Below are 25,299 nucleotides of genomic sequence, written 5' to 3'. Positions count from 1 at the left end.
TGAAATAGCGCAATTTAAACAAATTGTACATTTAAAGATGTATATAATCGCGAACACTCGCATTTTACGATTTGCCTTTTTTGTGAAAAGAGAGAATCCTATCAGCGTTCTTATACATTAATGGCTAGCGAATACATTTAATAAAACTTGAAGGATAATTTTGTTTGATCTATAATCGCTAGATCATTAGAAAAAGTAAAATGTTAAATCAAACGCCGTGCTCAATTTCCTATGAAGAACTCTTAAACTTTTATAAAGAAAGTGGTGCGGATGCCGTTCTGACGGATTTCCCTATTGATCGTTTTAAGCAGTCTGCTTGTTCAGAGAGAAAATTAATATCTGTCGTGAACATTTCTCATAATCAACAAGCATCTCCCAAAACATCTCCAACCGTAAAATTAGATCATCATCAGCTGCATAACTCTAGGACTATACAAAATGAATCCACAGCTATAGAGAGTGCAAAAAGTGCCAAGACACTTGATGAATTAAAATCTGCTCTCCTTGCATTTAATGGCTGTTCATTAAAATTGACAGCAAAAAATACCTGTTTTTCAGATGGAACAGCAGGAAGCCCCCTGATGCTTATAGGCGAAGCACCAGGACGAGACGAGGATATACAAGGAATTCCTTTTGTGGGAAAAGCCGGGATGTTGCTTAATAAAATCCTCGCATCAATTGGCTTAACAAGAAATAATGTTTACATTGCCAACACTATTCCTTGGCGTCCACCAGGAAATCGTACACCAACACCAAGAGAAGTTGCCTTGTGCCGCCCTTTTATTGAACGGCACATTTATTTAGCGCATCCTCGTGTTCTTATAGCACTGGGAGGTGTTGCTGCACAGTTTCTTACTGGATCTCAAAATGGGATTATCCGAACAAGAGGGAAATGGCATATCTATGAAAGCGAGGATAATATAAAAATACCTGTTATGCCAACTTTCCACCCAGCCTACCTTCTTAGAACCCCTAGTCAAAAGAAGCTTACATGGATAGACTTCTTAGAAGTAAAAAATCGCCTCGACAGCCTTTTGTAATTCTTTAATCCTATCTTGCTTCTAAAATTAACACACCCTTCTTTAACTCTTAAAATACAAATGGGAAAAAACTATGAAACAGCCAATAACATCTATTTATCGTTTGGAAGACTACCAACCAACCCCTTACGTTATCCCTAAAACACAACTTTCTTTCCAATTGGCACCGACAAAAACCTATGTTACAGCCATATTGTCTATTGAATCCCGTCACGATACAAAAGAATTAACACCTCTTGTTCTTTCTGGTGATGATCTTACTTTAATTTCCGTTTCTATTAATGATGAGATATTAGCCCCAAACACTTATAAAGTGACGCCTTCACGTTTAGAAATTACAACGCCACCAACGGCTCCTTTTACATTGAAATTGGTTACAGAACTGAATCCTGAAAGCAACCGCCAACTTATGGGGCTTTACCTTTCAAATGGTGTTTATTGCTCACAATGCGAATCGGAAGGTTTTCGTCGTATTACTTATTTTTACGACCGCCCAGATGTTCTTTCTACCTATAGAGTGAAAATTGAAGCAGATTCCCAAACAATCCCAATCTTGCTTTCCAATGGTAATCTGGTGGAAACAGGAACTTTAGAGAATAATCGCCATTTTGCCATTTGGGAAGATCCTTATCCCAAACCATCTTATCTCTTTGCTTTAGTAGGTGGAGATCTTGATAAGTTAGAAGACCATTTTACAACTGTATCTGGACGACGTATCGAGCTTGGTATCTATGTAGAAAAAGGAAAAACCGAACGCGCAACCTATGCAATGGATGCTCTTAAACGTTCCATGCGTTGGGATGAACAATGTTTCGGACGCGAATATGATCTTGATGTTTTCAATATTGTTGCTGTGTCCGACTTTAACATGGGAGCAATGGAAAACAAAGGCCTTAACGTTTTTAATGATAAATATGTTCTTGTCGATCCTGAAACAGCAACCGATCAGGATTATAGAAATGTTGAACGTGTCATTGCACATGAATATTTCCATAATTGGAGCGGTAATCGTGTTACCTGTCGCGATTGGTTTCAACTCTGTTTAAAAGAAGGATTCACTGTTTATCGTGATCAGGAATTTTCATCAGATCAAAATGTACGCAGCCTACAGAGAATTGAAAATGTAAAAGCATTAAAAGCAACGCAATTTGCAGAAGACGCAGGACCTCTTGCGCATCCTGTACGTCCTCGTCAATATAGCCAAATTAATAATTTTTACACCACAACTGTTTATGAAAAAGGTGCTGAAGTTGTTCGCATGATACGAACTATTTTAGGTCCTACTCTGTTTCGTAAAGGCACTGATCTTTATTTTCAACGTCATGATGGACAAGCTTGTACAATTGAAGATTTTATTACCTGTTTTGCTGAAGTGTCTGGTCAAGACTTCTCCCAATTCATGCTATGGTATGAACAGGCAGGAACACCCAATGTAGAAATCGATAGTCATTATAGCGATGGTGTTTTAACAATTCATGCAAAGCAACATATTCCCGCAACCCCACAACAAAATACAAAAAAGCCCATGCTTATCCCTATCGTATTTGGCTTGTTAGGACCTAACGGAGAAAACCTCACCTATGAAGCAGATACAGATATTCAATCAGATGTTATGCTTTTATCCAAGGAAAGCCAAACGTTTACATTAAAGGGACTGCGTGAAAAACCCGTTTTATCACTGCTGCGGGACTTTTCAGCACCAATCATTCTACACACTCCATTCAATGAAAGAGAACTTATTTTTCTTGCACAACATGATGACAATCACATCAATCGCTGGCAATCTCTTAATCATTTAATGACGCAAGCTTTGATTCAAAGCATTCAAGATAAAACACAAGAAAAAGCAACACTCCCTTCTGCTTTGCTAAAGCTGATTGAAACGATCATAACAGATGAAACCTTAGAGCCTGAATTTCGTGCCTTCTGTTTAAATTTACCTAGTGAAGTTGAGCTTGCTCATACAATCGGTAAAAATATTGACCCAGATCGTATTCATTATGTCCGCAATCAGTTTTTAGCTTCACTTGCACAAACTCATCAAGAGCTCTTAACAAAATTCTATGGACAAATGCAAACCCAAGAGCCCTATTCACCAAACACTGCACAAGCTGGAAAACGAGCATTAAAGAATATCATACTGGATTACCTTTCCATTGCTGAAGCCAATCCAAATCGAGCTGCTATACAATATGCAACAGCTGATAATATGACTGACCGTATGGCTAGTATCGCTGTTCTCGTGAAGCGTTTTAATGAAAGTGAGCAGGCACAAAATGCCTTAAATGATTTTGAAAACCGCTATCGGCATGACCCTTTGGTCATGGATAAATGGTTTTCTATTCAAGCAATGGTTGCTGGCACATCAACACTCGAGAATGTTCAAAAGCTCATGCAACATCCGCTTTTTTCACAAGATAATCCTAATCGTGTACGTTCCCTAATCGGTGTTTTTGCCTCTAACAATCTCACGGGCTTTAATAGGATGGATGGAGCGTCTTATCATTTTCTTTGCCAAGTCATTTTGGAAATTGACAAAAAAAATCCACAGCTTGCTTCACGATTATTAACAATGATGCGCTCTTGGCGACAATTAGAACCTATTCGACAACAAAAACTTGAAACTGAATTAAAAATGATTGCTGTTGCGCCAAAATTATCAAGCGATGTTGCTGATATCATTAATCGTCTGCTCACTTAAAACAAAAAATTATTTTAAATCAATATGCTATAATATTTTTTAAAATAAATTCTATAAACTATTCGATCATCATTAAACCTATAAACAGGTAATCTAAGCCTGTTTATAGGTCACGTTTAAAGTGCTTTTTTCTTTTCATATTCCCAAATTATAAAAGTAAAATTATTTTTTTAAAAAAAAGACTGGACAGAAGACTCCTGTTTTGATTCATTGCACTCGATGGGGTTACTATGAATATCGAAGCAGTTTTTAAATCACATTATTCCAGAATTAAAGGAACGCGAGATGGCTAAATTGGACGCATATAATGCGCCAAGGGAGGTGTATGCTGATTCAAAATCAAGCGCTCAAAGTCGCAAGGAGCGGACAGAGCGTACCAATCTGTTTTCTGGTCCTGCCTATCAAAAACTTCTTTTTATTGAACCTTGGCTGCGACGTTCACTCCCATTTGTAATTCTTGCATTTCTTGTTACGCTAGCAGCGATCCGTTTCCTATCAATCTATGATTGGCGCAACACAATTGATAAAAACACGCATTCTACCATCACTCTCTTAGCTTCTCATATTACCAATACGATTGACCGTGACTTACCTGCAGCCACTCGACAAGGAAAAACTGCTGTTCTTTCTCATAATCATTTACAAAATATCCTGACTAATTTTCGTAACAAAGGTCTTATAAAAACCAGCGCTGTTATTGCTATTGTCGATCAAAAAGGCAATGTCCTAGCTTCATCAAGTTCCGAGATTGTCTTAGGAAAACCCTTACAGGATTTTACCTCTGAAAGCATTGCTTTACAAGCTCTAGGAAAACATGCTGGAATCATGAAAATTACAATAGGAAAAGATATTCCTGCTCTCGCTTCCTTTCAGCAAACAGAAAATGGACAATATGGGGTATTCATCAGTGAAAAAATGCAACATATTTACATGGAATGGCGGAAAGCTCTCTCGTTAAATATAACCATGTTTATTGGAACTAGTGGCGTTATCCTCGCTCTTCTTTATGCTTATTACAACCAAATTGTACGAGCACGCAAAACAGATCTTGTTTCAGAAAAAATTCAAAACCGTATTGATATGGCAATGATGCGTGGACGCTGTGGACTATGGGATTGGAATATGGCAAGTGGACGTGTCTACTGGTCACGAGCAATGTACGAAATGCTCGGCTATGTCCCTCAAGATGCACTGCTCTCAATTTCCCAAATTAGCGCCATTATCAATCCAAATGATGCGAATTTTTTTGATCTTGCTCAGGAATTAATGAGCGGTAAAAAGAAGCATATCGATATTAACGTTCCTATGCGTCATGCTGATGGTCATTATGTATGGATGCGCATTCGTGCCGAAGTTACTGAAGAAGAAGAACCCCATTTGGTTGGTATTTCCTTCGATATTAGTGAACAGCAACAATTGGCTGAACAAACAGCGCAAGCCGACCTTCGTATCCGTGATGCGATTGAAAACATTTCAGAATCTTTCGTCTTGTGGGATGCTGAAGGACGTTTAGTCATGTCCAACAGCAAATTTTGCGAATATGCCGCTATTCCTAAACAAATTCTCCAATCAGGTATCCAACGTGCAACGGTCGAAGCCATGGCACGCCCTGCACTCAGTGAATATCCCCTTAAAGATGATGGTACTGGTAACTTAACCAGTATTCGCCAAACGGCAGATGGTTGTTGGCTCAAAATTAACGAACGACGAACCCAAGATGGAGGATTGGTTTGTATTGGTACTGACATTTCTGAGCTTAAACAACAACAGGAAAAATTTGAAGACAGTGAAAGGCGTCTTTTTTCTTTCATTCAAGAACTCAAGCGCGCGCGAGGGAGTGCTCAACAACGCGCAACAGAAGTTGAAAAACTTAATAAAAGTTTGAAAGCAGAAAAAGAACGCGCCGAAAGTGCTAATAAGGCTAAATCAGAATTTTTAGCCAATATGTCTCATGAATTGCGCACGCCTCTGAATGCTATTCTTGGTTTTTCAGATATCATGTTGCAATCGACTTTTGGTCCTCTTGGTTCACAACGCTATAAGGAATATATGCATGATATTTACAATTCAGGAACCCATCTTCTAACCCTTATCAATGACATCCTTGATATGTCAAAAATCGAAGCAGGAAGATTTACGCTTGATTGTAAAAATACCGATCTTGAGCCCATCATTAGTGAAGCAGTACGAACACTAACACCTCAAGCTCAAGAAAAAAATATTGTTGTTACAACAAACATTACCCCAGAACTTCATGCTGAAGTTGATGGTCGTGCAATGAAACAGATTTTCCTTAATCTCATCTCTAATGCCGTTAAATTTACGCCTTCTGGCGGAAATATTGATGTCTGCGCTTTCAAGAAAAAAAATAACCTTATTTTTAAAATTACAGATACAGGCGTTGGTATTCCCCAATCAGCAATTAAAAAACTTGGGCAACCTTTTGAACAAGTCGAAAATCAGCTCACTAAATCTCATACGGGCTCAGGTCTTGGATTAGCCATTTCACGCTCCTTGCTAGAACTCCACAAAGGAAAACTTGAAATTACTTCAAAAGAAATGAAAGGAACAACTGTAACGATTATAATGCCCATCACACAAAGTTAAATTTTTCCATTTTGTTCCCGTTGTAGTAAAATCTGTTTCCGTTTTTCCCCCCAACGATACCCTGAAATAAAACCATTTTTACGCACAACACGATGACACGGAATGATAATAGCCAATTCGTTACGTGCACAGGCATGAGCAACGGCACGAAAAGCTTTCGGCATACCAATACGGCATGCTAAGATCTCATATGAAATTGTTTCACCACATGGTATATCACATAATACTGCCCATACTTGTCGTTGAAAAACTGTACCATTTATATCTAAGGGAAAATTATATTTTTTTACCAGCTTAGGTGTTTCTATCATGGCTATAATATGGGCAACTTCTCTCTTAAATGTATTGTCACCTACAACTTGTTGTGCATCACCAAAGCGTATCGTAAACTCCTGTAATAATTGCTCTATAGTGTCTCCTAACGCTATATGACAAATCCCTTTTTGAGACCTAGCCACCAAAAGCTTTCCTATTGATACATCTTTCAGACAGAATACTCTCGTTTGGGAAATATTCAGCATTTTAGCCTTCTTTATATTTTAAAAAGTTTTGAACATCATCCATAAAGTAAAGGGAGAGTATTCACTATCTTTTAAAAACAAACAAAATCATTCTGAAATTATCTCCTTAGCCATTGTATTAAAATACACTCTCACCTTTTTATGAAATGGAAAGATACATAGATTGACTTTCTTCCTACCCTAAGACGGAAACTTCGACCAGAGCTGATCTATCAACAATCTTGCTTTTTATATAACAGATTCCAACTGAACCCATTTGATATGGTTTATTTCATAAGCTCTCTACAGACAAATCCTGCTCTGAATTCTATCATACACTCTAATAAAAACACCTTAATGTAGTAAATTTTCATACCTTATATCACAACTCTAAACGGCAGTATTTTACGGAACAACACGATAAGCTTCCCATTTTATTTTACGAAATCCCATCGAACCATAAATAATAGCTTATGTTTTACAAGCAACAGAAAAAGCGCGTGCTCTCTTAAGCAAAAAACGTCATAAAACACAAAGAAAGTATGCCGGCAATGGATTGGAAAGATGTCCCGGCTTTTTATGCTCCACAGTATGCTTGAATATTCTAATTTGTTGGAGCACTGTTATTATTTTTTATCAAAGGTCATACTTTTGATAAACTGACGAGATGACTCAACTCAAAAAAGAAATTTATCTTCAATTTTATGAAAAAAAGCATGGAAAAGGTATTTTAATGCTTACTTTCTTTGTCACTTAACTTATAAAATGACGGTAGCCTCAGAACTAAAATATTTTGCCCGCAACAATCGCACACAGATATTTGTCATAGGAAAAAGCCATGCCCAAACGCACAGATATAAAATCTATTCTTATCATCGGAGCAGGACCTATTATCATTGGTCAGGCATGTGAATTTGATTATTCAGGCACTCAAGCCTGTAAAGCATTAAAAGAAGAAGGTTACCGAATTATTTTGGTAAATTCTAATCCTGCCACGATTATGACAGATCCAGATCTAGCTGATGCAACTTATATAGAGCCCATTACTCCTGAAATAGTTGCCAAAATTATTGCTCACGAGCGTCCCGATGCCCTTTTGCCCACTATGGGAGGACAAACAGCCCTCAATACTGCTTTATCATTAAAGCGTATGGGTATTTTAGACCGCTATCATGTTGAAATGATAGGAGCCAATGCTGATGCTATTGATAAAGCTGAAGATCGTGCTTTATTCCGCCAAGCGATGGCAAAAATCGGTTTGGAAACGCCACGCTCTATGTTAGCCAATGCAACAGAACTGAAAGAAGAAAATCGCCAACAACACGCAAAAACGTGTGCTGAACTTAAAGCAAAACTTTCTGGTGCTGCGCTTGACAAAGCACTCGAAGAACTTGAGCGCAACTGGCGACATACCGAAGCTGATCGCAAACAACATTATATCGCTCATGCAACAGCAAAAGCAGTTCAAGCTCTTGATGTTGTTGGGCTTCCAGCTATTATTCGTCCTTCATTCACCCTTGGTGGAACTGGTGGTGGAATCGCTTATAACCGCTCTGAATTCTATGAAATTATTGAACGTGGGCTTGAAGCTTCACCAACAACAGAAGTATTAATTGAAGAAAGTGTTTTAGGGTGGAAAGAATATGAGATGGAAGTTGTTCGTGATAAGAACGACAACTGTATCATCGTTTGTTCTATTGAAAACATTGATCCAATGGGGATTCATACCGGTGATTCGATCACTGTAGCACCTGCTCTCACCTTAACCGATAAAGAATATCAATGTATGCGTAATGCTTCGATTGCTGTTTTGCGCGAAATTGGTGTTGAAACGGGGGGATCCAATGTACAGTTTGCTGTCAATCCTGAAAATGGGCGCCTCATTGTTATTGAAATGAATCCGCGTGTTTCTCGCTCTTCAGCGCTTGCCTCAAAAGCAACGGGGTTTCCCATTGCCAAAGTAGCGGCTAAACTGGCTGTTGGTTATACACTTGATGAATTAAAAAATGATATCACGGGTGGTGCAACACCAGCATCATTTGAACCTTCTATTGACTATATTGTGACAAAAATTCCTCGTTTTGCGTTCGAAAAATTTCCCGGTTCATCACCTGTCCTCACAACTGCGATGAAATCTGTAGGAGAAGTCATGGCAATTGGACGCACTTTTCAAGAATCGTTACAAAAAGCACTCCGTGGACTTGAAACAGGGCTTACGGGTCTTGATGAAATTGTGATTCCAGAGCATGCTGAAGGTGATGAAAAAAGTTCTATACGCTCAGCCATTGCCATACCAAGCCCTGATCGTCTACGCTATATTGCTCAAGCCATGCGCACAGGCTTACCCTTAAATGAGATTCACCAAATTAGCAAAATTGATCCGTGGTTTTTAGAACAAATAGCCTCCATCATTGAAATGGAGCAGCGTATCCGCATTCATGGATTACCCCAAGACGCAGATAATTTACGTATGTTAAAAGCTATGGGCTTTTCAGATGCGCGATTAGCCTCCCTTACAGGGAAAGAACCGGATTATATCGCTGCTTTACGTAAATCACTGAATGTTAAACACGTCTTCAAACGGATTGATACTTGTGCCGCTGAATTTTCTTCTCCTACAGCCTATATGTATTCAACATATGAAGTTCCCTTTGCAGGTGTAGAGCACTCGGAAGCACACGTTTCTGAACGCAAAAAAATTGCTATTTTAGGCGGTGGACCAAACCGCATTGGGCAAGGTATTGAATTTGATTACTGTTGCTGCCACGCTGCTTTTGCACTGCGTGATGCAGGATTTGAAGCGATTATGATTAACTGTAATCCTGAAACAGTTTCAACCGACTATGATACCTCTGATCGCCTTTACTTTGAATCTTTAACAACAGAAGACGTTATCGCTATTTTAGAAGCAGAACAGGAAAAAGGAGATTTGGTTGGAGTCATCGTCCAATTTGGCGGACAAACACCCTTGAAATTGGCAAGCGCTCTAGAAAAACACAATATCCCCATCCTAGGTACTTCACCTGACGCTATCGACTTAGCAGAAGATAGAGACCGCTTTCAAAAACTGTTATTTAAACTTAATTTAACACAACCTCAAAATGGTATTGCCCACTCCATTGAACAAGCACGCCTCATTGCCCACGAACTAGGCTTCCCTTTGGTTGTACGTCCCTCTTATGTTTTAGGAGGACGTGCTATGCAAATTATTCGTGATGAACGTAGCTTACAAAATTATTTACTTGAGAGTGTCCCTGAATTAATTTCAGAAGATATCAAAGTCCGTTATCCTAACGACACAACAGGACAAATCAATATATTGCTTGGTAAAAATCCGCTTCTCTTTGATACCTATTTAACAGAAGCAATTGAAGTAGATGTTGATTGTCTATGTGATGGTAACGAAACACTAATCGTTGGTATTATGGAACATATTGAAGAAGCTGGTATCCACTCTGGTGATTCAGCATGTTCTCTACCAGTCCATACGCTCTCAAATAAAATAGTTACTGAATTAGAGCGCCAAACCAAAGCATTAGCACAAGCACTTCATGTTCGCGGCTTAATGAATGTACAATATGCTATAAAAGATGACACTATTTATGTCTTAGAAGTCAATCCCCGTGCTTCACGTACTGTCCCATTTGTTGCAAAAACGATTGGTCGCCCTATTGCTAAAATGGCTGCACGTATTATGGCAGGAGAAACGCTTCATGATGCTCTTCAGGCTTATGGTGGATTACCTTCTTTGCAAAAAAAACAACATATTGCCGTCAAGGAAGCCGTATTTCCTTTTGCTCGTTTTTCAGGTGTTGATACACTTCTTGGTCCAGAAATGCGCTCAACCGGTGAAGTTATGGGACTTGACTATGAATTTTCGCTTGCTTTTGCTAAAGCCCAACTTGGAGCTGGTGTAAAACTCCCTAAAGAGGGAACTTTGTTCGTTTCTGTAAGAGATGAAGATAAAAAACGCATCTTAAATCCTGTAAAACGTTTAACTGAGCTTGGCTTTTCTGTTGTCGCCACAAGTGGAACACAAAAATTTCTCACCGAACACCACGTTGAAGCAAAAAAAATTAACAAAGTTCTAGAGGGACACCCCCATATTGAAGACGCTATTCGTAATCGCAAAATTCAATTGATTTTTAATACAACTAGCACGGCCAGTGCCATCTCAGATTCAAAATCATTACGTTATGCAGCCCTCATGCAAAATGTTCCCTATTATACAACAATAGCTGGAGCCGAAGCCGTTGTAGAAGCGATCAAAGCACTCAAAAAAAGGCGCCTTGAAGTACGTTCACTACAAAGTTATTTCAGTTGAATTTTTCTACTTAACAAAATGTACACTGTTTTCTTATTTTTTCTTTATATAAAAATTGATTAAGACTTGCTTTTTGTTCCAAAAACTTTTATAGAGGTTTCATCGAATTTTCGGTTACGTGACTTTCTTTCCTGTGCAATCTGCACTTTCGACGAAACTTCTCCCACCTAATTTCGATCTACAACCGTATTGAAGAAATGAAAGCTTCAATACTCAATATAATTATATATTCTAAGGAGTTTCCTATGTCTACAGGAACAGTTAAGTGGTTTAATACAACAAAAGGTTTCGGATTCATTCAACCTAGTGATGGTAGTGCAGATGTATTTGTACACATTTCTGCTGTCGAGCGTTCTGGTCTAAACAGTCTTAATGAAGGGCAAAAAATTTCTTATGATGTTCTTCAAGATCGTCGTTCAGGAAAATTTGCCGCTGGTAACCTTGCAGCCCTTTAAAGTTTAAATTCTGCAATATTTTATTTAAAAATCTTCGTCTGTAATGACGAAGATTTTTTTTATTTTGTATAAAGCATCATTTTACCTTGTTAACATAAAAGACTGCTTATCTCCTTTGCACAATTTATCACCCCCCTTATACTTCCTCAAAACTTTCATAAAATCTACAAAGAGATTATCTTGTGAAATCTCAAAAAAGAAGAATATAAAGCCCGTGTAAGAGTATTTTAGAAGTTTTTTATTGCATCCAATATAATCTCTTATAGAATATCCTTAAAGCAATAACCATTTGTTGATATAATATAAGGATTTAAAATTATGGCTTTTATTGCCGACAAACTGTCTCTTATCAAACCTTCTGCAACAATAGCTGCTTCTCAAAAGGCCCGCCATTTAAAAGCATTAGGGCGCAATGTTATTGCTTTAAGTGCTGGAGAGCCAGACTTTGATACCCCAGACAACATCAAAAACGCGGCTATTGAAGCTATTCGAAGAGGAGAAACAAAATACCCTCCCATATCTGGAATTCCAGAATTGCGCCAAGCAATTTCTGCAAAGTTTAAAAGAGAAAATAACCTTCTTTACCAACCAGAACAAATTATTGTTGGTACCGGTGGAAAACAAATTCTCTTTAATGCATTCATGGCAACTTTGAATAAAGGAGATGAGGTCATCATTCCATCCCCTTATTGGGTTAGTTATCCAGAAATGGTCGCACTCAACGATGGTAAGCCTGTCTTTTTAGAAACGAAAGCCGAATTTTCTTATAAACTCCAACCCCAAGAGCTAGAAGCTGCCATTACCCCCAAAACCAAATGGTTCATCTTTAACTCTCCTTCAAATCCATCAGGTGCTGCTTATACACATAATGAATTGAAAAAACTCACAGATGTTTTAGTAAAATATCCTCATGTTTATATCCTTTCCGATGATATATATGAACATCTCACATATGAGGGTTTTACCTTTGTTACTCCAGCTCAAGTAGAACCAGCGCTTTATGAGCGTACACTCACAATGAATGGTGTTTCTAAAGCCTATGCGATGACGGGATGGAGAATCGGCTATGCAGGCGGACCAAAAGAATTAATTAAAGCCATGGATACCATTCAAGGACAGCAAACATCTGGAACAAGTGTCATTTCACAATGGGCTGCGGTTGAAGCACTCAACGGGCCACAAGACTTTATTGCTAAAAATAAAAGTATTTTTCAAACACGCCGTGATCTCGTTGTCTCCATGCTAAATCAAGCTCCTGGCATTCACTGTCCAACGCCTGAGGGTGCTTTTTATGTTTATCCTTCTTGCTCCGGAATTATTGGAAAGAAAACACCTAACGGCCAATGTATTACCAATGACGAGGACTTCGCCATAGCGCTTCTAGAAACAGAAGCTGTTGCTGTCGTCCAAGGATCTGCTTTTGGACTTGGATCAGCTTTTCGTATTTCTTATGCAACATCAGAAGAATTACTTGAAGAAGCTTGTATACGTATACAGCGCTTTTGCAACAGTCTAATTTAAAATTTTTAAATATCATCTCTTGTGATTGTTTTTACCGAATGTCAGTATATCCGAGAAAATATCGGAAACTGTGTCATGGTCTAAATCTATCGATTCAGCAAAAATATCTATGAATAAACACAAAAATAGAGGCTGTAGATAAAGATCAAAAAAATCTAGCTATCAAATAAATGAATCGGTCTATTATCATAAGAGATGAAAAACCTATTCTGCTTTCTCCATTCAATTTATAACTCTAAAAAAGACCGAGCGCTTTTAAACACAATTGCCCTTATAATCAAAGGCCCTTACAATAGAATCTCTTCTATTTCTCGGCTTCTTCTTCGTCCTAAAATGAAGAAGAAGCCACCTCCCATCGTTGTGTAAGCAATCCAGTTTCCTTTAAGTTCTATCTAATAACTACTTGATTTACTTCATAGGCTTTATGAACAAGACCTGCCTTAAATATTCACCTCACACTCTAATAAAAAGCACTTCATGTATAAGGTTTTAAATATTTTATATCACACCCCTAAAAGACAGACTTTTATGGTATAACAGGATAAATCTCTCTTAAACTCCTCATTGAATTTTAGTATTCTTAAAAAATTGTTGGATATCCACAAGTTTCGAAATTTTTGCCTTATCATCTTCCCATATATTGCAATTTCTAAGGACTCTTTCAAAAATAATAAAAAAAAGCCGGACATATTGTCCGGCAAATTTGGAAAATCTTCAGAGATAAAATCAATCTGATAGATCTTCGTAAGGGAACACTCAAGAAAACGCACTGGGAGGCAACATAATCAAGAGATAGCATTCTATGTCATTTTATAAGAAAAAGCACAATAAAGACTTAAGCGTATCTGCTATGCAATAAACACATAGCTTTAAATTTGTCTCCATTATGTAGCACTCTCTTTAATTAAATATAAAAATGTAAGCTACACCATCACACGATTGTCCATTATATAATAGCTCTCACGTTTGCTAGCATTTGTAAAAAAACATTTATCCCTTTTTTCAAAAATATTTACCCGCGCAGACTCCCTCCACTTTTAATGTGCAACGAATAATTTTAATTGATTCAATATGAGCAAATTTGAAACGAAAGAATATTACGGGAGTCTCAAGTTTCAAAACAGCTAATTGTTCCTTATAAATTAAGACATTAATATTAAAAAGACCACTGACGAGCTTTTAAAAAAATATAATCTCGAAAAGCATTTAACCTTGCCAAATTCTTTAAATTATAAGGATAACAAAAAAAAGTATCAAAAGAAGGAATATCAACCATATCAGGAAAAAGACGCACCAAATGCTCATCATTATTGACGATATAATCAGGAAGCACAGCAATCCCAAGATCACGCATAAGCGCATTCTTTATTGAGATGATATTGTTGATTTGTAGAACTGAAACGCGCAATGATCCATCACTTCTACCAGCCTTTTCCAACCAATTTAAACCAGACAAATAAGGTGGAACAGGTTCACCGAACGAAATAATACGATGCTCATCGAGATCAGATAATTTTTCCGGCTTTCCATAATTTGCAATATACTTTTCCGAAGCATAAACATGCATATGAATTGTAAAGAGTTTTCTTTGTATAAGATCAGGTTGTTTGGGTTGATGTAAGCGAACAGCACAATCCGCATGACACATTGTCAAATCAAGCTCTTCATCGGAAAGCAAAAGCTGAACCTGCATATCAGGATAAAGACTAAGAAATTCTGGCATACGCTCTGCAATCCACCCTGCACCCATTCCAAAGGTCGAGGTCACACGCAAGTGCCCCGTTGGTTTTGCATAGCTTTCACTTAATTGCAAACGCACACTTTCAAGCTTCATCAAAACATCATGAGCTGTACGATAAAGAGTTTCTCCCTGTTCTGTAAGAATCAAACCACGCGCATGACGTTGAAATAAGGATACCCCAACCTCTTGTTCTAAAGCCGAAACCTGTCGTGAAACGGCTGATTGAGATAAATGAAGTTTTTGAGCAGCATGCGTAAAAGATCCCGCTTCTGCTGCAGCGTGAAAAACCCTTAACTTATCCCAATCCAACGGTGGCGCCACAATTAATTCTACCTCTATATTCTCTATTTTCTCAATGAGTTACTAACGCTTGGATATATCCAAAAACCGTTCTGCTTCCAACGCTGCCATACATCCTCTTCCCGCAGCTGTTACAGCTTGGCGGAATGTTTCATCTGTCACATCCCCAGCAGCAAAAACACCAGCAATGCTTGTTGCTGTTGAGTCCGGTGCTGTCCATAAATAGCCGCCTCGTTTTTGTTTCAGCTGTCCTTCAAACAGAGAAACAGCAGGATTATGCCCAATGGCAATAAATATGCCCTCTGCATTCACTTTCATCTCATGACCTGTCTTAACATTTTTCAGACGTGCACCTGTTACAACAGCGCCCATTGAATCTTGAGCTGGCAGCCCCACAATTTCTTCGACCACATGATCCCAAAAAACACGCACATTATTACAAGCCAGCAACCTATCTTGCAAAATTTTTTCTGCCCGAAACTGCCCCCGCCTGTGAACCACGCTTACACTCTTAGCCAAATGCGATAAATAAAGTGCTTCTTCAACAGCCGTATTTCCTCCTCCCACGACAATAACGTCCTTATCACGATAAAAAAAGCCATCACATGTAGCACAAGCGGAAACACCTCCGCCCATAAAGGTCTGTTCACTTTCTAAACCAAGCCAGCGTGCTTGAGCTCCTGTTGCAATAATCAGTGCATCACAAGAATATTGTGTTCCTGAATCCCCATATAAGACAAAAGGATACTTCAACAAATCAGCCTTTATAATTGTATCATAGACAATTTTTGTCCCCATATTCTCAGCTTGTTTTGCCATTTGTTCCATCAACCATGGTCCTTGAATGGGATCTGCAAAACCTGGATAATTCTCAACATCAGTTGTAATTGTTAATTGTCCACCCTGCTGCAAGCCCGTCACCAAAACCGGCTTAAGCATTGCTCTTGCTGCATAGATCGCCGCTGTATAACCAGCCGGACCTGAGCCAATAATCAGCAGACGAATATGCGATTGCACCATTAAATCCCCTTCACTTTATTATAAATTAATTATTCTATAAATGATAACGGAATGCAGCTTTTTAAAAAAATATTTTTCAAGAGCCCTAATTATGTTATGTATACTTCTTTTCAAGTTTTATGAAAAGGTCTGATTACTAATTCATCAAGGCACGCTAATGTTAAGAATTAATCCTTATCCTATAAAGAGAAAAATGTAACTTCTTATGAGCACAAAACCATAATAAAAAGAGATACAAAGATAGGGAACGATCATTTTTCAATTTATTATCAATGTCTGTGCACGTTTTGCCTTAATCATGGGAGGAGCAATGCTTTTGCCAATTTTTGTGGATTTGCACGACAACAATCGTAATTGGATAAGCTTTCTCTATTCTTGTGCCATAACCACCATGTTAGCAACGCTGATTCTTTTAGCAACTAAGGGAGCTACTTGTCGCTTTTCAGCACGGCTTGGCTTTATGCTCACTGTTTGTCTTTGGCTTACAGGAAGCATCGTAGGTGCCTTACCTCTTTATCTTTCTCCTCTTCCCATCTCTCTAGCAGGAGCCATTTTTGAATCTGTTTCTGGAATTACAACAACAGGCTCCACAGTCCTTTCTGATCTTGATAATTTATCGCGAAGTATTTTGTTATGGCGTTCCCTTATATGCTGGATTGGGGGCATTGGTTTTATCGGTTTAGCCCTCTTGCTTTTGCCTTCACTGCGTGTGGGTGGCGTGCGACTTTTTCATATGGAATCATCTGATAAATCTGAAAAAATATTGCCTCGCATCAACCAAATTGCTAACGGAATTATCATCGCTTATGTTGGGTTAACATTGGCTTGTATGCTTTCTTATTTTGCTGCAGGCATGAATTTATTTGATGCCATTAACCATGCAATGAGTACAGTAGCAACAGCTGGTTTTTCAACGCATGATGCTTCTTTTGGCTATTTTTCTGATAAACCAGCCATCTTAATTATTTCAACAATCTTCATGTTGCTTTCTGCTTTACCCTTCGTACTTTATGTTAAATTAGTCCTTCCTGGACACTCCAAACGCTTCCTTGACCCACAAGTGATTGTTTTTCTCCATATCGTTCTCCTTTTCAGCTTTGCTTTAGCGGCATGGCTACGGTTTTATGATCATCGCGCGTTCCACTTGATTTTCCTTGATGTCATTTTTCACCTTTCATCCATTATTAGCACCACAGGTTATAGCGCTGAAGATTATCAACTTTGGGGACCGTTTGCGCTTGGAATTTTCTTCATTGTTTCTTTTACAGGCGGATGTGCTGGTTCTACTTCTGGTGGCATGAAAATCAATCGCCTCATTATTCTTTGGCGTATTACACAAACAAATATAGAAAAACTTCTTTCTCCTAATGTCGTTGTAAAAGCGCGCTACGATCACTCAAATATATCAAATGATGTTGCTCAAGCCGTTTTGTTTTTTGTCTGTCTTTATATGTTTTGCCTTGTTATCGGCACTGCACTTTTGCTTACAACCGGTCTTGACTTTACCTCTGCCTTTACGGGGGTCTTAACCGCACTTTCAAATGTTGGTCCAGGCTTTGGAGATATTATTGGCCCCACTGGTAATTTCTCTACAATCAACGACCATGCTTTATGGATTTTAAGTTTTCTAATGTTAGCTGGACGCCTTGAAATCATAACAATATTCGTCCTTTTTATTCCCGCTTTCTGGCGTGAACAATTCTAATGCAGAGAGTATTTTATTCTACCATGATAAAAAATTTACAAGATAAAAAGGTGTGAACAGTATGCATCATAATATTCACCCCTTACTCAATCCACTGAAGATTTTCTAAAATTCTATACAAATCATCATATCAATGATATAAAAATAATTCAACAAAAACAATCAAATACCAATATTTTCAAAACCATAACATATAAAGCTTCACTTTATTGATCTTCTTTATCAAATAAAGTGGACGCATAGAACATTCTTTTTTACGAATAATCTCTCATGCAAAAAATATGAATATTTACTGATAAAAGTGTTTTTTCTCTTTAATAGAGTTACCTCCTTATAGAAAAAAATGCTATTATATTACGAACTCACAAGCTTATAAAAAAACATCTCACAGTACTCATCACCCCCATTCCACGACAGCCTTCATGAAAGATATAAAATGGTCACCATCATTTTTACTTAAATAACAATAAGGTGCAAGTCGGTACTACAAAATAAGATATAAATTAGTACCACCATATTATTTCTGTTAATGTCGTAACAGCTTGCATTTCAGACAATTTATAAGAAATCTCTTTACACCTTGTCTTCAATAGTTTTTATCCACCACATGCCTTCTTCCGATTGTGATGTGCTAGAGGATAGCTCTCATTGATTTAATATCAACAGATTTGACATAAGAAAATCTTACGGTACTCAAAGCTCTTATTCAAATTGAAAAGGTAAATTATCTATAAAAATCATATATATATATTGATCTTAAATCCATCTTATCATGAATTTATTGAAAATATGTACGACTATTTTATCCATGGAGATAGCATCATTATCTTTTTAAGACAAGAAAACGTTTTTTTTGCTATCTATTTAAGTCTTACAAAACGAACAATATCAGTACGAAACCGTATAAGATAGTGCATAAATCCCCAGACTTGAGTTAAAGCATTATTTTCTTATTCTAAAATATCAATGAATAAAAGTAGCTTTCCTCTCTCCTAGTATGCTTTATCATAAACTACATATCGCTCTCAAGCATATACATTTTTAATCTTTTATCCAAAATTTTGGGAACTTTTTATAGTGTTCTACTAAAGACAATATAAATTTTGTAAAATAACATTTATATCATTGAGCTGTTTTCTTGATGACTATGAAAAACCTTTAAGGAAAACACTTTTTATCATCCCTCAAGAAGATTTTTGATATCATATCAAAGTGTTTTTTCCGCAAACAGTTCTTTGTAAACACTTTCAATCTTGCTTGCCTCTTTTTCCAAAGGAAAGTGAGTACGAACATGGGTTAAAGCTTTCTTTCCGGCTGCCAATGTTTTTTCCACATCAGAAAAATAAGGTTCAATTGCTGCGGTTAAAGCCGAACCATCTCCTGCTTTTACAACTGTTCCTGTCGCTTCTACAACCAATTCTTTATAAGCTCCTGCATCACTCGTTACAACCGCAACCTGTGATGCCATTGCTTCTAATGGCGTTAAACCGAAACCTTCTGTACGAGAAGGTGCAACATAAAGTGTTAAACGACGATACCACAAAGGGATGTCCAGAATCTCACCAAGAAAAATAATGCGGTCGCTTAAACCAGCTTCAGCAATCTTTTGGCGTAACTCTTTTTCAAAATGATAATATTGCTCTGTCGTACGACCAGCGATAAGTGCTGTCCATTCGGGGTAATCAGGCAATAATGCTATCATGGCATCAACAAATAAATCTGTTCCCTTTGAGTAGCGCAGACGCCCAAAACATCCTACCGCATATTTTCCTGGAAATCCTGTCGAAGAAAAGCAATCATCAAAAGTCTGTGGTGGAGTAAAACGCCTCACATCCACCCCATGCATAATAACCTTATGAGGCACTTCTAGATAAGCGCCCGTACGTGTACTGGTAGCTATAACCCTATCCATACAGCGAATCAACCATTTGGTAAAAGGCTTATGATGACGTTGTGAAGCCGAAGTAAAGATGAGTTTAAGCTTCATTCGCAAAACATCGCGTAAAAAGATCCCACAAAGCATCTCAATATTGCGTCGTGCATGCCAAATACGAAATGGCTTCCCTTTCGGACTTTTCCAAAGTCCGAAAAGGTCCCTAAAGGCAAGAGCCGGTAAAGTTTGTGGTAAACCAAACCCCAAAGTGGATATACGTATACCCTGTTCGCGTTGCATTGGAATAAGCTGAATAATCGTAGATGTTACTCCCGACAAACGCCTTTTAAAGTGAGGCGCAATAACCTCAGTTTCGTCCAAAGATACACGCATAATAATCCATATGTTATTTAGATGTACTGAACCTTAATGATCTCATAATTATGCGCACCACCTGGTGCATTCACCTCAATCACATCACCTTCTTGCTTGCCAATAAGTGCACGTGCGATAGGCGAAGAAATAGAGATTTTACCAACCTTTACATCAGCTTCTTGATCTCCTACGATCTGATACACTTTTTTTTCTTCAGTGTCCTCATCCAAGAGTTTAATGGTTGCGCCAAATTTTATTTTGTCACCTGAAAGACGCGAGACATCTATAACTTCTGCTCGCGCGATATAATCTTCAAGCTCATTTATACGCCCCTCATTATGACTTTGCGCTTCTTTAGCTGCGTGATACTCAGCATTTTCGGATAAATCACCATGCGCACGCGCTTCAGAAATTGCTTCAATAATTCGCGGACGCTCCTGTTGTTGACGCCAACGCAACTCTTCTTTAAGACTCTCAAAACCAGCTGTAGTCATCGGAACTTTTTCCATAATCCGTCCCTTTCTATTACACGGAAGGTTTAATAAAAATACAAAAAACGGCTTCCAAAATTACTTTTGGAATCCGAAAACTACGATCTTTTTTATTATATAGTACAGTATCGCTGTTTTCCATACAAAAATAAATAAAGGAAACAAAACATGCACAAATAGTGATTAAAACATCTCATTTTGGTGTTTAAAACGTTAAACTTCACTATTCTCTTTAAAAGTGTCCTAAAGAAGAAAGAATTGTATTTTTTTCTGTTTTATCATAATCTAGTAAAAGAAATCATATGGGATATGAAGAGAGAAGGATAGAAAATCTCTAAAGAAATTCTTTACAGAAAAATGAAAAAAATCGTCATTTTTTTTATGTTTGGCTCTTTCTTTTTAGCCACAACAATATCAGAGGCAGCAGATGCTTTTGTTACGAGAAATCTTAATTTTAGAACAGGTCCCAGCACTCAGTATGCGCTTTGCGGCTTAATCTCTGCTGGAGAATTGGTTTTTGTTAAAAACTGTGAAGGAAATTGGTGCCATATCCGATATAACACTCAAATAGGTTGGGTGTCATCTCGTTATCTTTCATTTAAAGATGGAAACGATCTTTATCACACATATACAATGTCTTTAGTGCCCAAACATACCGATTATTCTCCATAACAGCCATAATAACTTATGCCCTCTTGAATATCATCATGGCAAAAATGCAATAGTGTCCACGAACAACCACAAATATACCCCCTCCAAAGAAATACTTCAAAGAACTCTTCTCATGAAAAACTTGATCAATATCCTAATGAAAGCTCTAATAAACCAAAATAAATCTGTTCAATAACGTTTTGCTGTTGTCGTAATAAATTTGTAAAATTAGTATTTTCTTTAAAATCACCAACACTTTTCTATCAAAGGATACAACAATGAAAAATGGTGTTACTGCAACAGTAGAAGCTCTTTCTGCTCTCATTGCTTCAGGTAATCCTCTTTTTAAGAATGGCGCGTTATGGACACCTCACCGCCCTGTTCGTCCTGAAAAGTCTGAAGGTGGTATTCCATTTCAACTCGAAACATCTTTTAAACCCGCGGGAGATCAACCTCAAGCCATAAAAACTCTGGTTGAGGGAATTCAAAAAGATGAACGTACACAAGTGCTTTTGGGTGTTACCGGCTCAGGAAAAACCTATACAATGGCCAATATCATTGAAAAAACACAGCGTCCAGCTTTAATCTTAGCACCAAATAAAACTCTAGCAGCGCAGCTTTACGGTGAATTTAAAAGTTTTTTTCCCCATAATGCCGTCGAATATTTTGTTTCCTATTATGACTATTATCAGCCAGAAGCCTACGTTGCACGCTCTGATACCTATATTGAAAAAGAATCCTCAATTAATGAACAAATCGACCGGATGCGTCATGCTGCAACACGCGCCGTCTTAGAGCGTGATGACGTTATTATCGTCGCCTCTGTCTCCTGCATCTACGGAATTGGTTCCGTAGAAACCTATACGGCCATGACCTTCCAAATAGCAAAAGGGGACAAACTCAATCAACGAACACTCTTGGCTGATTTAGTCTCTCAACAGTATTATCGACAAGATATCAATTTCATTCGTGGTTCCTTTCGTGTACGAGGGGATACAATCGAAATTTTCCCTGCCCACCTCGAAGATCGTGCTTGGCGTATTTCGCTCTTTGGCGATGAAGTGGAAACAATTACGGAATTCGATCCTCTCACCGGACAAAAAACAGGCGATCTTCAATCGATTAAAATTTATGCCAATTCACACTATGTAATACCGCGACCAACACTCAATCAAGCAATGAAAGCCATCAAAATGGAACTCGTTCAACGCCTCGATGAGTTGAACGCAGCTGGACGTCTTTTAGAAGCACAACGTTTAGAACAACGTACAATTTTTGATTTAGAAATGTTAGAAACCACCGGCTCATGCGCCGGAATAGAAAATTATTCACGTTATTTAACAGGACGAAAACCCGGAGAACCACCACCAACCTTGTTCGAATACATTCCAAATAATGCTCTTGTTTTTATCGATGAAAGCCACGTAACCATTCCCCAAATTGGGGGCATGTACCGAGGTGACTTTCGTAGAAAAGCAACACTAGCAGAATATGGTTTTCGCCTCCCTTCTTGTATGGATAACCGTCCTTTGCGCTTTGAAGAATGGGATGCTATGCGCCCACAAACGATTGCTGTCTCCGCAACACCTGGACGCTGGGAAATAGAACAATCTCACGGCACTTTTGCGGAACAAGTTATTCGCCCAACAGGGCTTGTTGACCCACCAACAGAGGTTCGTCCAGCCAAAAATCAAGTCGATGATGTTGTGAATGAAATTCGTAAAACAATTCAAAAAGGCTACCGTACATTGGTGACAGTTCTCACAAAGCGTATGGCTGAGGACTTAACTGAATATCTCCACGAACAAGACATTCGTGTACGCTACATGCATTCTGACATTGATACATTAGAACGCATTGAAATTCTACGCGATCTTCGGCTTGGCACCTTTGATGTCCTCATCGGTATCAACTTGCTCCGAGAAGGCTTAGATATTCCAGAATGTGGTTTTGTTGCCATTCTAGATGCCGATAAAGAGGGCTTTTTGCGCTCTGAAACTTCCCTCATACAAACAATCGGACGTGCTGCACGTAACGTAGATGGCCGTGTTATCCTCTATGCAGATACGATCACTGGTTCCATAGAACGAGCCTTACAGGAGACACAAAGACGTCGACAAAAACAAATAGCCTATAATGAAGAACACCATATCACACCGAAAAGTATCAAAAAAAATATCGGAGATATTCTCAATTTAGGCGATGAAAACAACCATGTTCGTACAAATATCCCTGATGTTATCGAGAAAAAAAATATAGTTGGCAACAATTTAGCATCTCATATTAAACACCTTGAAAAATTAATGCATGAAGCAGCTGCTGATCTTAATTTTGAAGAAGCAGCGCGACTTCGCGATGAAATCAAACAATTACAAAAGATAGAACTAGAACTCGCAGAAAATCCCTTAACACATCATAGCGAACAATCCACCCATGAGCCCGTGTTACAACAAAGTCTTTTCTCCAAACCAGACCTTGCACACATGGGACCAACCATGGACACTGGTATTTTGGAAAATCAAAAAGGAAAATCTCGTAAAAACACCCCTAATCAAGCAACAATAAAACGAAAAAAACGCAATCAATGAAGGAGTAAGAAATTTCAAACCGCATAAAATAATCTTCAGCTCTTCTAAAAAAGACTAAGGTTCAAAAGCAAACAGCATTATCCGAAAAATAGACAACCTCCAACATCAAGGGTGCTCCAATTTGTCTAAAACAACATAAGAAAGAACATTTTACAAAAAATTCCAAAATATATTATTTTATACAGTTATACTCTGATATTTAACTCAATATTATCGATCCTTACAAAAAAATATTCAAATAGGTCACTGTTCTATAACACAAATAAAGTAAAATAAGACTTTCTCATAGAACCATAAGACTATGATAAAAAATGATAACTTTGTATTCATACACCTATTGTTCAATTCATATTGTACCAAACAATAAAAAAGTACCAATAAATAAAGATTTTATATCCCATAGTAAAAAATCGGGTACTCTCAATACAAATTTATTAATTAACCTCAAGCAGAGTACATTAATTGAAATCAAAATTCTGTTATGATTTTATTGTACTGTCTCCGTGGTAGATTTAACTAAATGAATTTTTATTTTTTTGTCACAATAAAGTCCAAAATTGTTCAGGCTCTATTCAGTTTGAAACGTGTAGGATGTGAAAAATACGAATTTACACAAGGAGCATCATTATGAAAAAAGTGATCAGGTTAGCGGTATTATCAGCAATGTCAACTGTGACCGTTTTGATGCCGCTAAATGCAACGCTTGCGAATATGGCATGGAATCGTAGTGACTCTATCTCGAGAGAAATAGATGATATGATGAGGAAGATGCGTAAAGAAACAGATGATGCGATAAGGGAAATAAGGAAGAAAGCTGATATCCCGCCTTGCGGTTTTTCTCGCTCCCATTGTTCTGATAGAAAACGTGGCTTTTTTTCTGATGATTTCCAAAAGTTTGTTGATGATTTCCACAAGAGTTTTGAAGACGGCAAAAGAAGATTTAAAGCCGAACATGAAAGGTTTGTAGCCAAACATAGTAAGACGGAACAACAACACCATCATCATCATCACCACCACCACCATTATCATTATATTGAAAACAAAACGTATCATTACGTCGAGCGCAAAAAAACAAAACACCGTAATGTTCATATAGAAAACTCAGGAGATGCTGTAGTAATGGGTATTCTTGGTCTTGCAACAGGTACGATTCTTGGTACAGTTTTAAAAAAACCAGAACAGCCACAAGTTGTTTATCAAATAGTACCACAAAATCAAATTGTATATCAACAGGTTCCACAAGAACAGATAATTTATGAAGCTCCGCAAATGGTGAAATATGAGCCAGTACAACAATCATGGGAATCTGATTGGCTTAACTATTGTAAGAAAAAATACCGTTCTTTCAACCCTAAAACAGGAACTTTCCGAGACCGTAATGGTTTGGAACACGTTTGTTATGCCCCA

At 37.8% G+C, this 25,299-nt stretch carries 15 protein-coding genes; 10 read left to right on the top strand and 5 right to left on the bottom strand.

From position 1 onward, the window contains the following. Nucleotides 1–200: 200 nt before the first annotated feature. The 3 genes from ACFILD_RS04055 (at nucleotide 201) to ACFILD_RS04045 (ending at nucleotide 6,348) form a co-directional block, all read left to right on the top strand. Nucleotides 201–1,040, top strand: a complete 840-nt coding sequence (locus tag ACFILD_RS04055) for a uracil-DNA glycosylase family protein (protein ID WP_375664806.1) — start codon at nucleotides 201–203, stop codon at nucleotides 1,038–1,040. Nucleotides 1,041–1,113: 73 nt separating this feature from the next. Then, entirely contained in the window at nucleotides 1,114–3,741 is a 2,628-nt protein-coding gene (gene pepN, locus ACFILD_RS04050; protein ID WP_375664804.1) for an aminopeptidase N, read from the top strand. A gap of 285 nt (nucleotides 3,742–4,026) precedes the next feature. After that, entirely contained in the window at nucleotides 4,027–6,348 is a 2,322-nt protein-coding gene (locus tag ACFILD_RS04045) for an ATP-binding protein (protein ID WP_375664803.1), read from the top strand. Here ACFILD_RS04045 and ACFILD_RS04040 read toward each other — a convergent pair. Continuing rightward, complete coding sequence (locus tag ACFILD_RS04040) at nucleotides 6,345–6,869, bottom strand: methylated-DNA--[protein]-cysteine S-methyltransferase (RefSeq protein WP_273791214.1); 525 nt, start codon at nucleotides 6,867–6,869, stop codon at nucleotides 6,345–6,347. The genes ACFILD_RS04045 and ACFILD_RS04040 overlap by 4 nt on opposite strands. 817 nt (nucleotides 6,870–7,686) lie before the next feature. Here ACFILD_RS04040 and carB point away from each other — a divergent pair. From carB to ACFILD_RS04025, 3 genes are all read left to right on the top strand, one after another. Beyond that, a complete protein-coding gene (gene carB / locus ACFILD_RS04035; RefSeq protein ID WP_273791215.1) occupies nucleotides 7,687–11,172 on the top strand; it encodes a carbamoyl-phosphate synthase large subunit in 3,486 nt (1,161 codons plus the stop codon). Nucleotides 11,173–11,417: 245 nt separating this feature from the next. Further along, nucleotides 11,418–11,627, top strand: coding sequence for a cold-shock protein (locus ACFILD_RS04030; RefSeq protein WP_012754908.1), 210 nt, complete (start codon nucleotides 11,418–11,420; stop codon nucleotides 11,625–11,627). A 318-nt stretch (nucleotides 11,628–11,945) separates the two neighbouring features. Beyond that, nucleotides 11,946–13,148: a pyridoxal phosphate-dependent aminotransferase gene (locus ACFILD_RS04025; protein ID WP_273791216.1), complete on the top strand. Its 1,203-nt coding sequence runs from the start codon at nucleotides 11,946–11,948 to the stop codon at nucleotides 13,146–13,148. Between the two features lie 1,156 nt (nucleotides 13,149–14,304). Here the strand turns inward: ACFILD_RS04025 and ACFILD_RS04020 are convergent. Both ACFILD_RS04020 and trxB read right to left on the bottom strand, forming a co-directional pair. Further along, nucleotides 14,305–15,210 (bottom strand): LysR family transcriptional regulator, encoded by a 906-nt coding sequence (locus ACFILD_RS04020; protein ID WP_273791217.1) that lies wholly within the window; start codon nucleotides 15,208–15,210, stop codon nucleotides 14,305–14,307. Between the two features lie 42 nt (nucleotides 15,211–15,252). Then, on the bottom strand, nucleotides 15,253–16,209 hold the full coding sequence (trxB, locus tag ACFILD_RS04015) for a thioredoxin-disulfide reductase (RefSeq protein WP_273791218.1): 957 nt from the start codon (nucleotides 16,207–16,209) through the stop codon (nucleotides 15,253–15,255). Nucleotides 16,210–16,519: 310 nt separating this feature from the next. Between trxB and ACFILD_RS04010 the strand changes: the two genes are divergently transcribed. Beyond that, nucleotides 16,520–17,914: a TrkH family potassium uptake protein gene (locus ACFILD_RS04010; protein ID WP_375637398.1), complete on the top strand. Its 1,395-nt coding sequence runs from the start codon at nucleotides 16,520–16,522 to the stop codon at nucleotides 17,912–17,914. Nucleotides 17,915–19,121: 1,207 nt separating this feature from the next. Here the strand turns inward: ACFILD_RS04010 and ACFILD_RS04005 are convergent. Together ACFILD_RS04005 and greA are read right to left on the bottom strand one after the other, a co-directional pair. Further along, a complete protein-coding gene (locus ACFILD_RS04005; protein WP_375664801.1) occupies nucleotides 19,122–20,180 on the bottom strand; it encodes a glycosyltransferase family 4 protein in 1,059 nt (352 codons plus the stop codon). 17 nt (nucleotides 20,181–20,197) lie between these two features. Further along, nucleotides 20,198–20,671, bottom strand: coding sequence for a transcription elongation factor GreA (gene greA, locus ACFILD_RS04000; protein ID WP_007347010.1), 474 nt, complete (start codon nucleotides 20,669–20,671; stop codon nucleotides 20,198–20,200). A gap of 339 nt (nucleotides 20,672–21,010) precedes the next feature. On the opposite strand from greA, the gene ACFILD_RS03995 reads away from it, so the two are divergent. The 3 genes from ACFILD_RS03995 to ACFILD_RS03985 form a co-directional block, all read left to right on the top strand. Further along, nucleotides 21,011–21,325: an SH3 domain-containing protein gene (locus tag ACFILD_RS03995; RefSeq protein ID WP_375630822.1), complete on the top strand. Its 315-nt coding sequence runs from the start codon at nucleotides 21,011–21,013 to the stop codon at nucleotides 21,323–21,325. A 257-nt stretch (nucleotides 21,326–21,582) separates the two neighbouring features. Continuing rightward, nucleotides 21,583–23,892 carry an excinuclease ABC subunit UvrB gene (gene uvrB, locus ACFILD_RS03990; protein WP_273791222.1) on the top strand — a complete coding sequence of 770 codons (2,310 nt, stop codon included), beginning with the start codon at nucleotides 21,583–21,585 and terminating at the stop codon, nucleotides 23,890–23,892. Between the two features lie 627 nt (nucleotides 23,893–24,519). Next, nucleotides 24,520–25,299: BA14K family protein (locus ACFILD_RS03985; RefSeq protein WP_375664799.1), on the top strand; the 780-nt coding region annotated here is incomplete at its 3' end.

Source organism: Bartonella sp. CL162QHHD (assembly GCF_042195435.1).
GTDB lineage: Bacteria > Pseudomonadota > Alphaproteobacteria > Rhizobiales > Rhizobiaceae > Bartonella.
This window is presented reverse-complemented; position numbering and strand designations above follow the sequence as displayed.

Coding starts and splice junctions, on each gene's coding strand:
- ACFILD_RS04055 (WP_375664806.1), top strand. CDS start 201: ATGTTAAATCAAACGCCGTGCTCAATTTCCTATGAAGAACTCTTAAAC.
- pepN (WP_375664804.1), top strand. CDS start 1,114: ATGAAACAGCCAATAACATCTATTTATCGTTTGGAAGACTACCAACCA.
- ACFILD_RS04045 (WP_375664803.1), top strand. CDS start 4,027: ATGGCTAAATTGGACGCATATAATGCGCCAAGGGAGGTGTATGCTGAT.
- ACFILD_RS04040 (WP_273791214.1), bottom strand. CDS start 6,869: ATGCTGAATATTTCCCAAACGAGAGTATTCTGTCTGAAAGATGTATCA.
- carB (WP_273791215.1), top strand. CDS start 7,687: ATGCCCAAACGCACAGATATAAAATCTATTCTTATCATCGGAGCAGGA.
- ACFILD_RS04030 (WP_012754908.1), top strand. CDS start 11,418: ATGTCTACAGGAACAGTTAAGTGGTTTAATACAACAAAAGGTTTCGGA.
- ACFILD_RS04025 (WP_273791216.1), top strand. CDS start 11,946: ATGGCTTTTATTGCCGACAAACTGTCTCTTATCAAACCTTCTGCAACA.
- trxB (WP_273791218.1), bottom strand. CDS start 16,209: ATGGTGCAATCGCATATTCGTCTGCTGATTATTGGCTCAGGTCCGGCT.
- ACFILD_RS04010 (WP_375637398.1), top strand. CDS start 16,520: ATGCTTTTGCCAATTTTTGTGGATTTGCACGACAACAATCGTAATTGG.
- ACFILD_RS04005 (WP_375664801.1), bottom strand. CDS start 20,180: ATGCGTGTATCTTTGGACGAAACTGAGGTTATTGCGCCTCACTTTAAA.
- greA (WP_007347010.1), bottom strand. CDS start 20,671: ATGGAAAAAGTTCCGATGACTACAGCTGGTTTTGAGAGTCTTAAAGAA.
- ACFILD_RS03995 (WP_375630822.1), top strand. CDS start 21,011: ATGAAAAAAATCGTCATTTTTTTTATGTTTGGCTCTTTCTTTTTAGCC.
- uvrB (WP_273791222.1), top strand. CDS start 21,583: ATGAAAAATGGTGTTACTGCAACAGTAGAAGCTCTTTCTGCTCTCATT.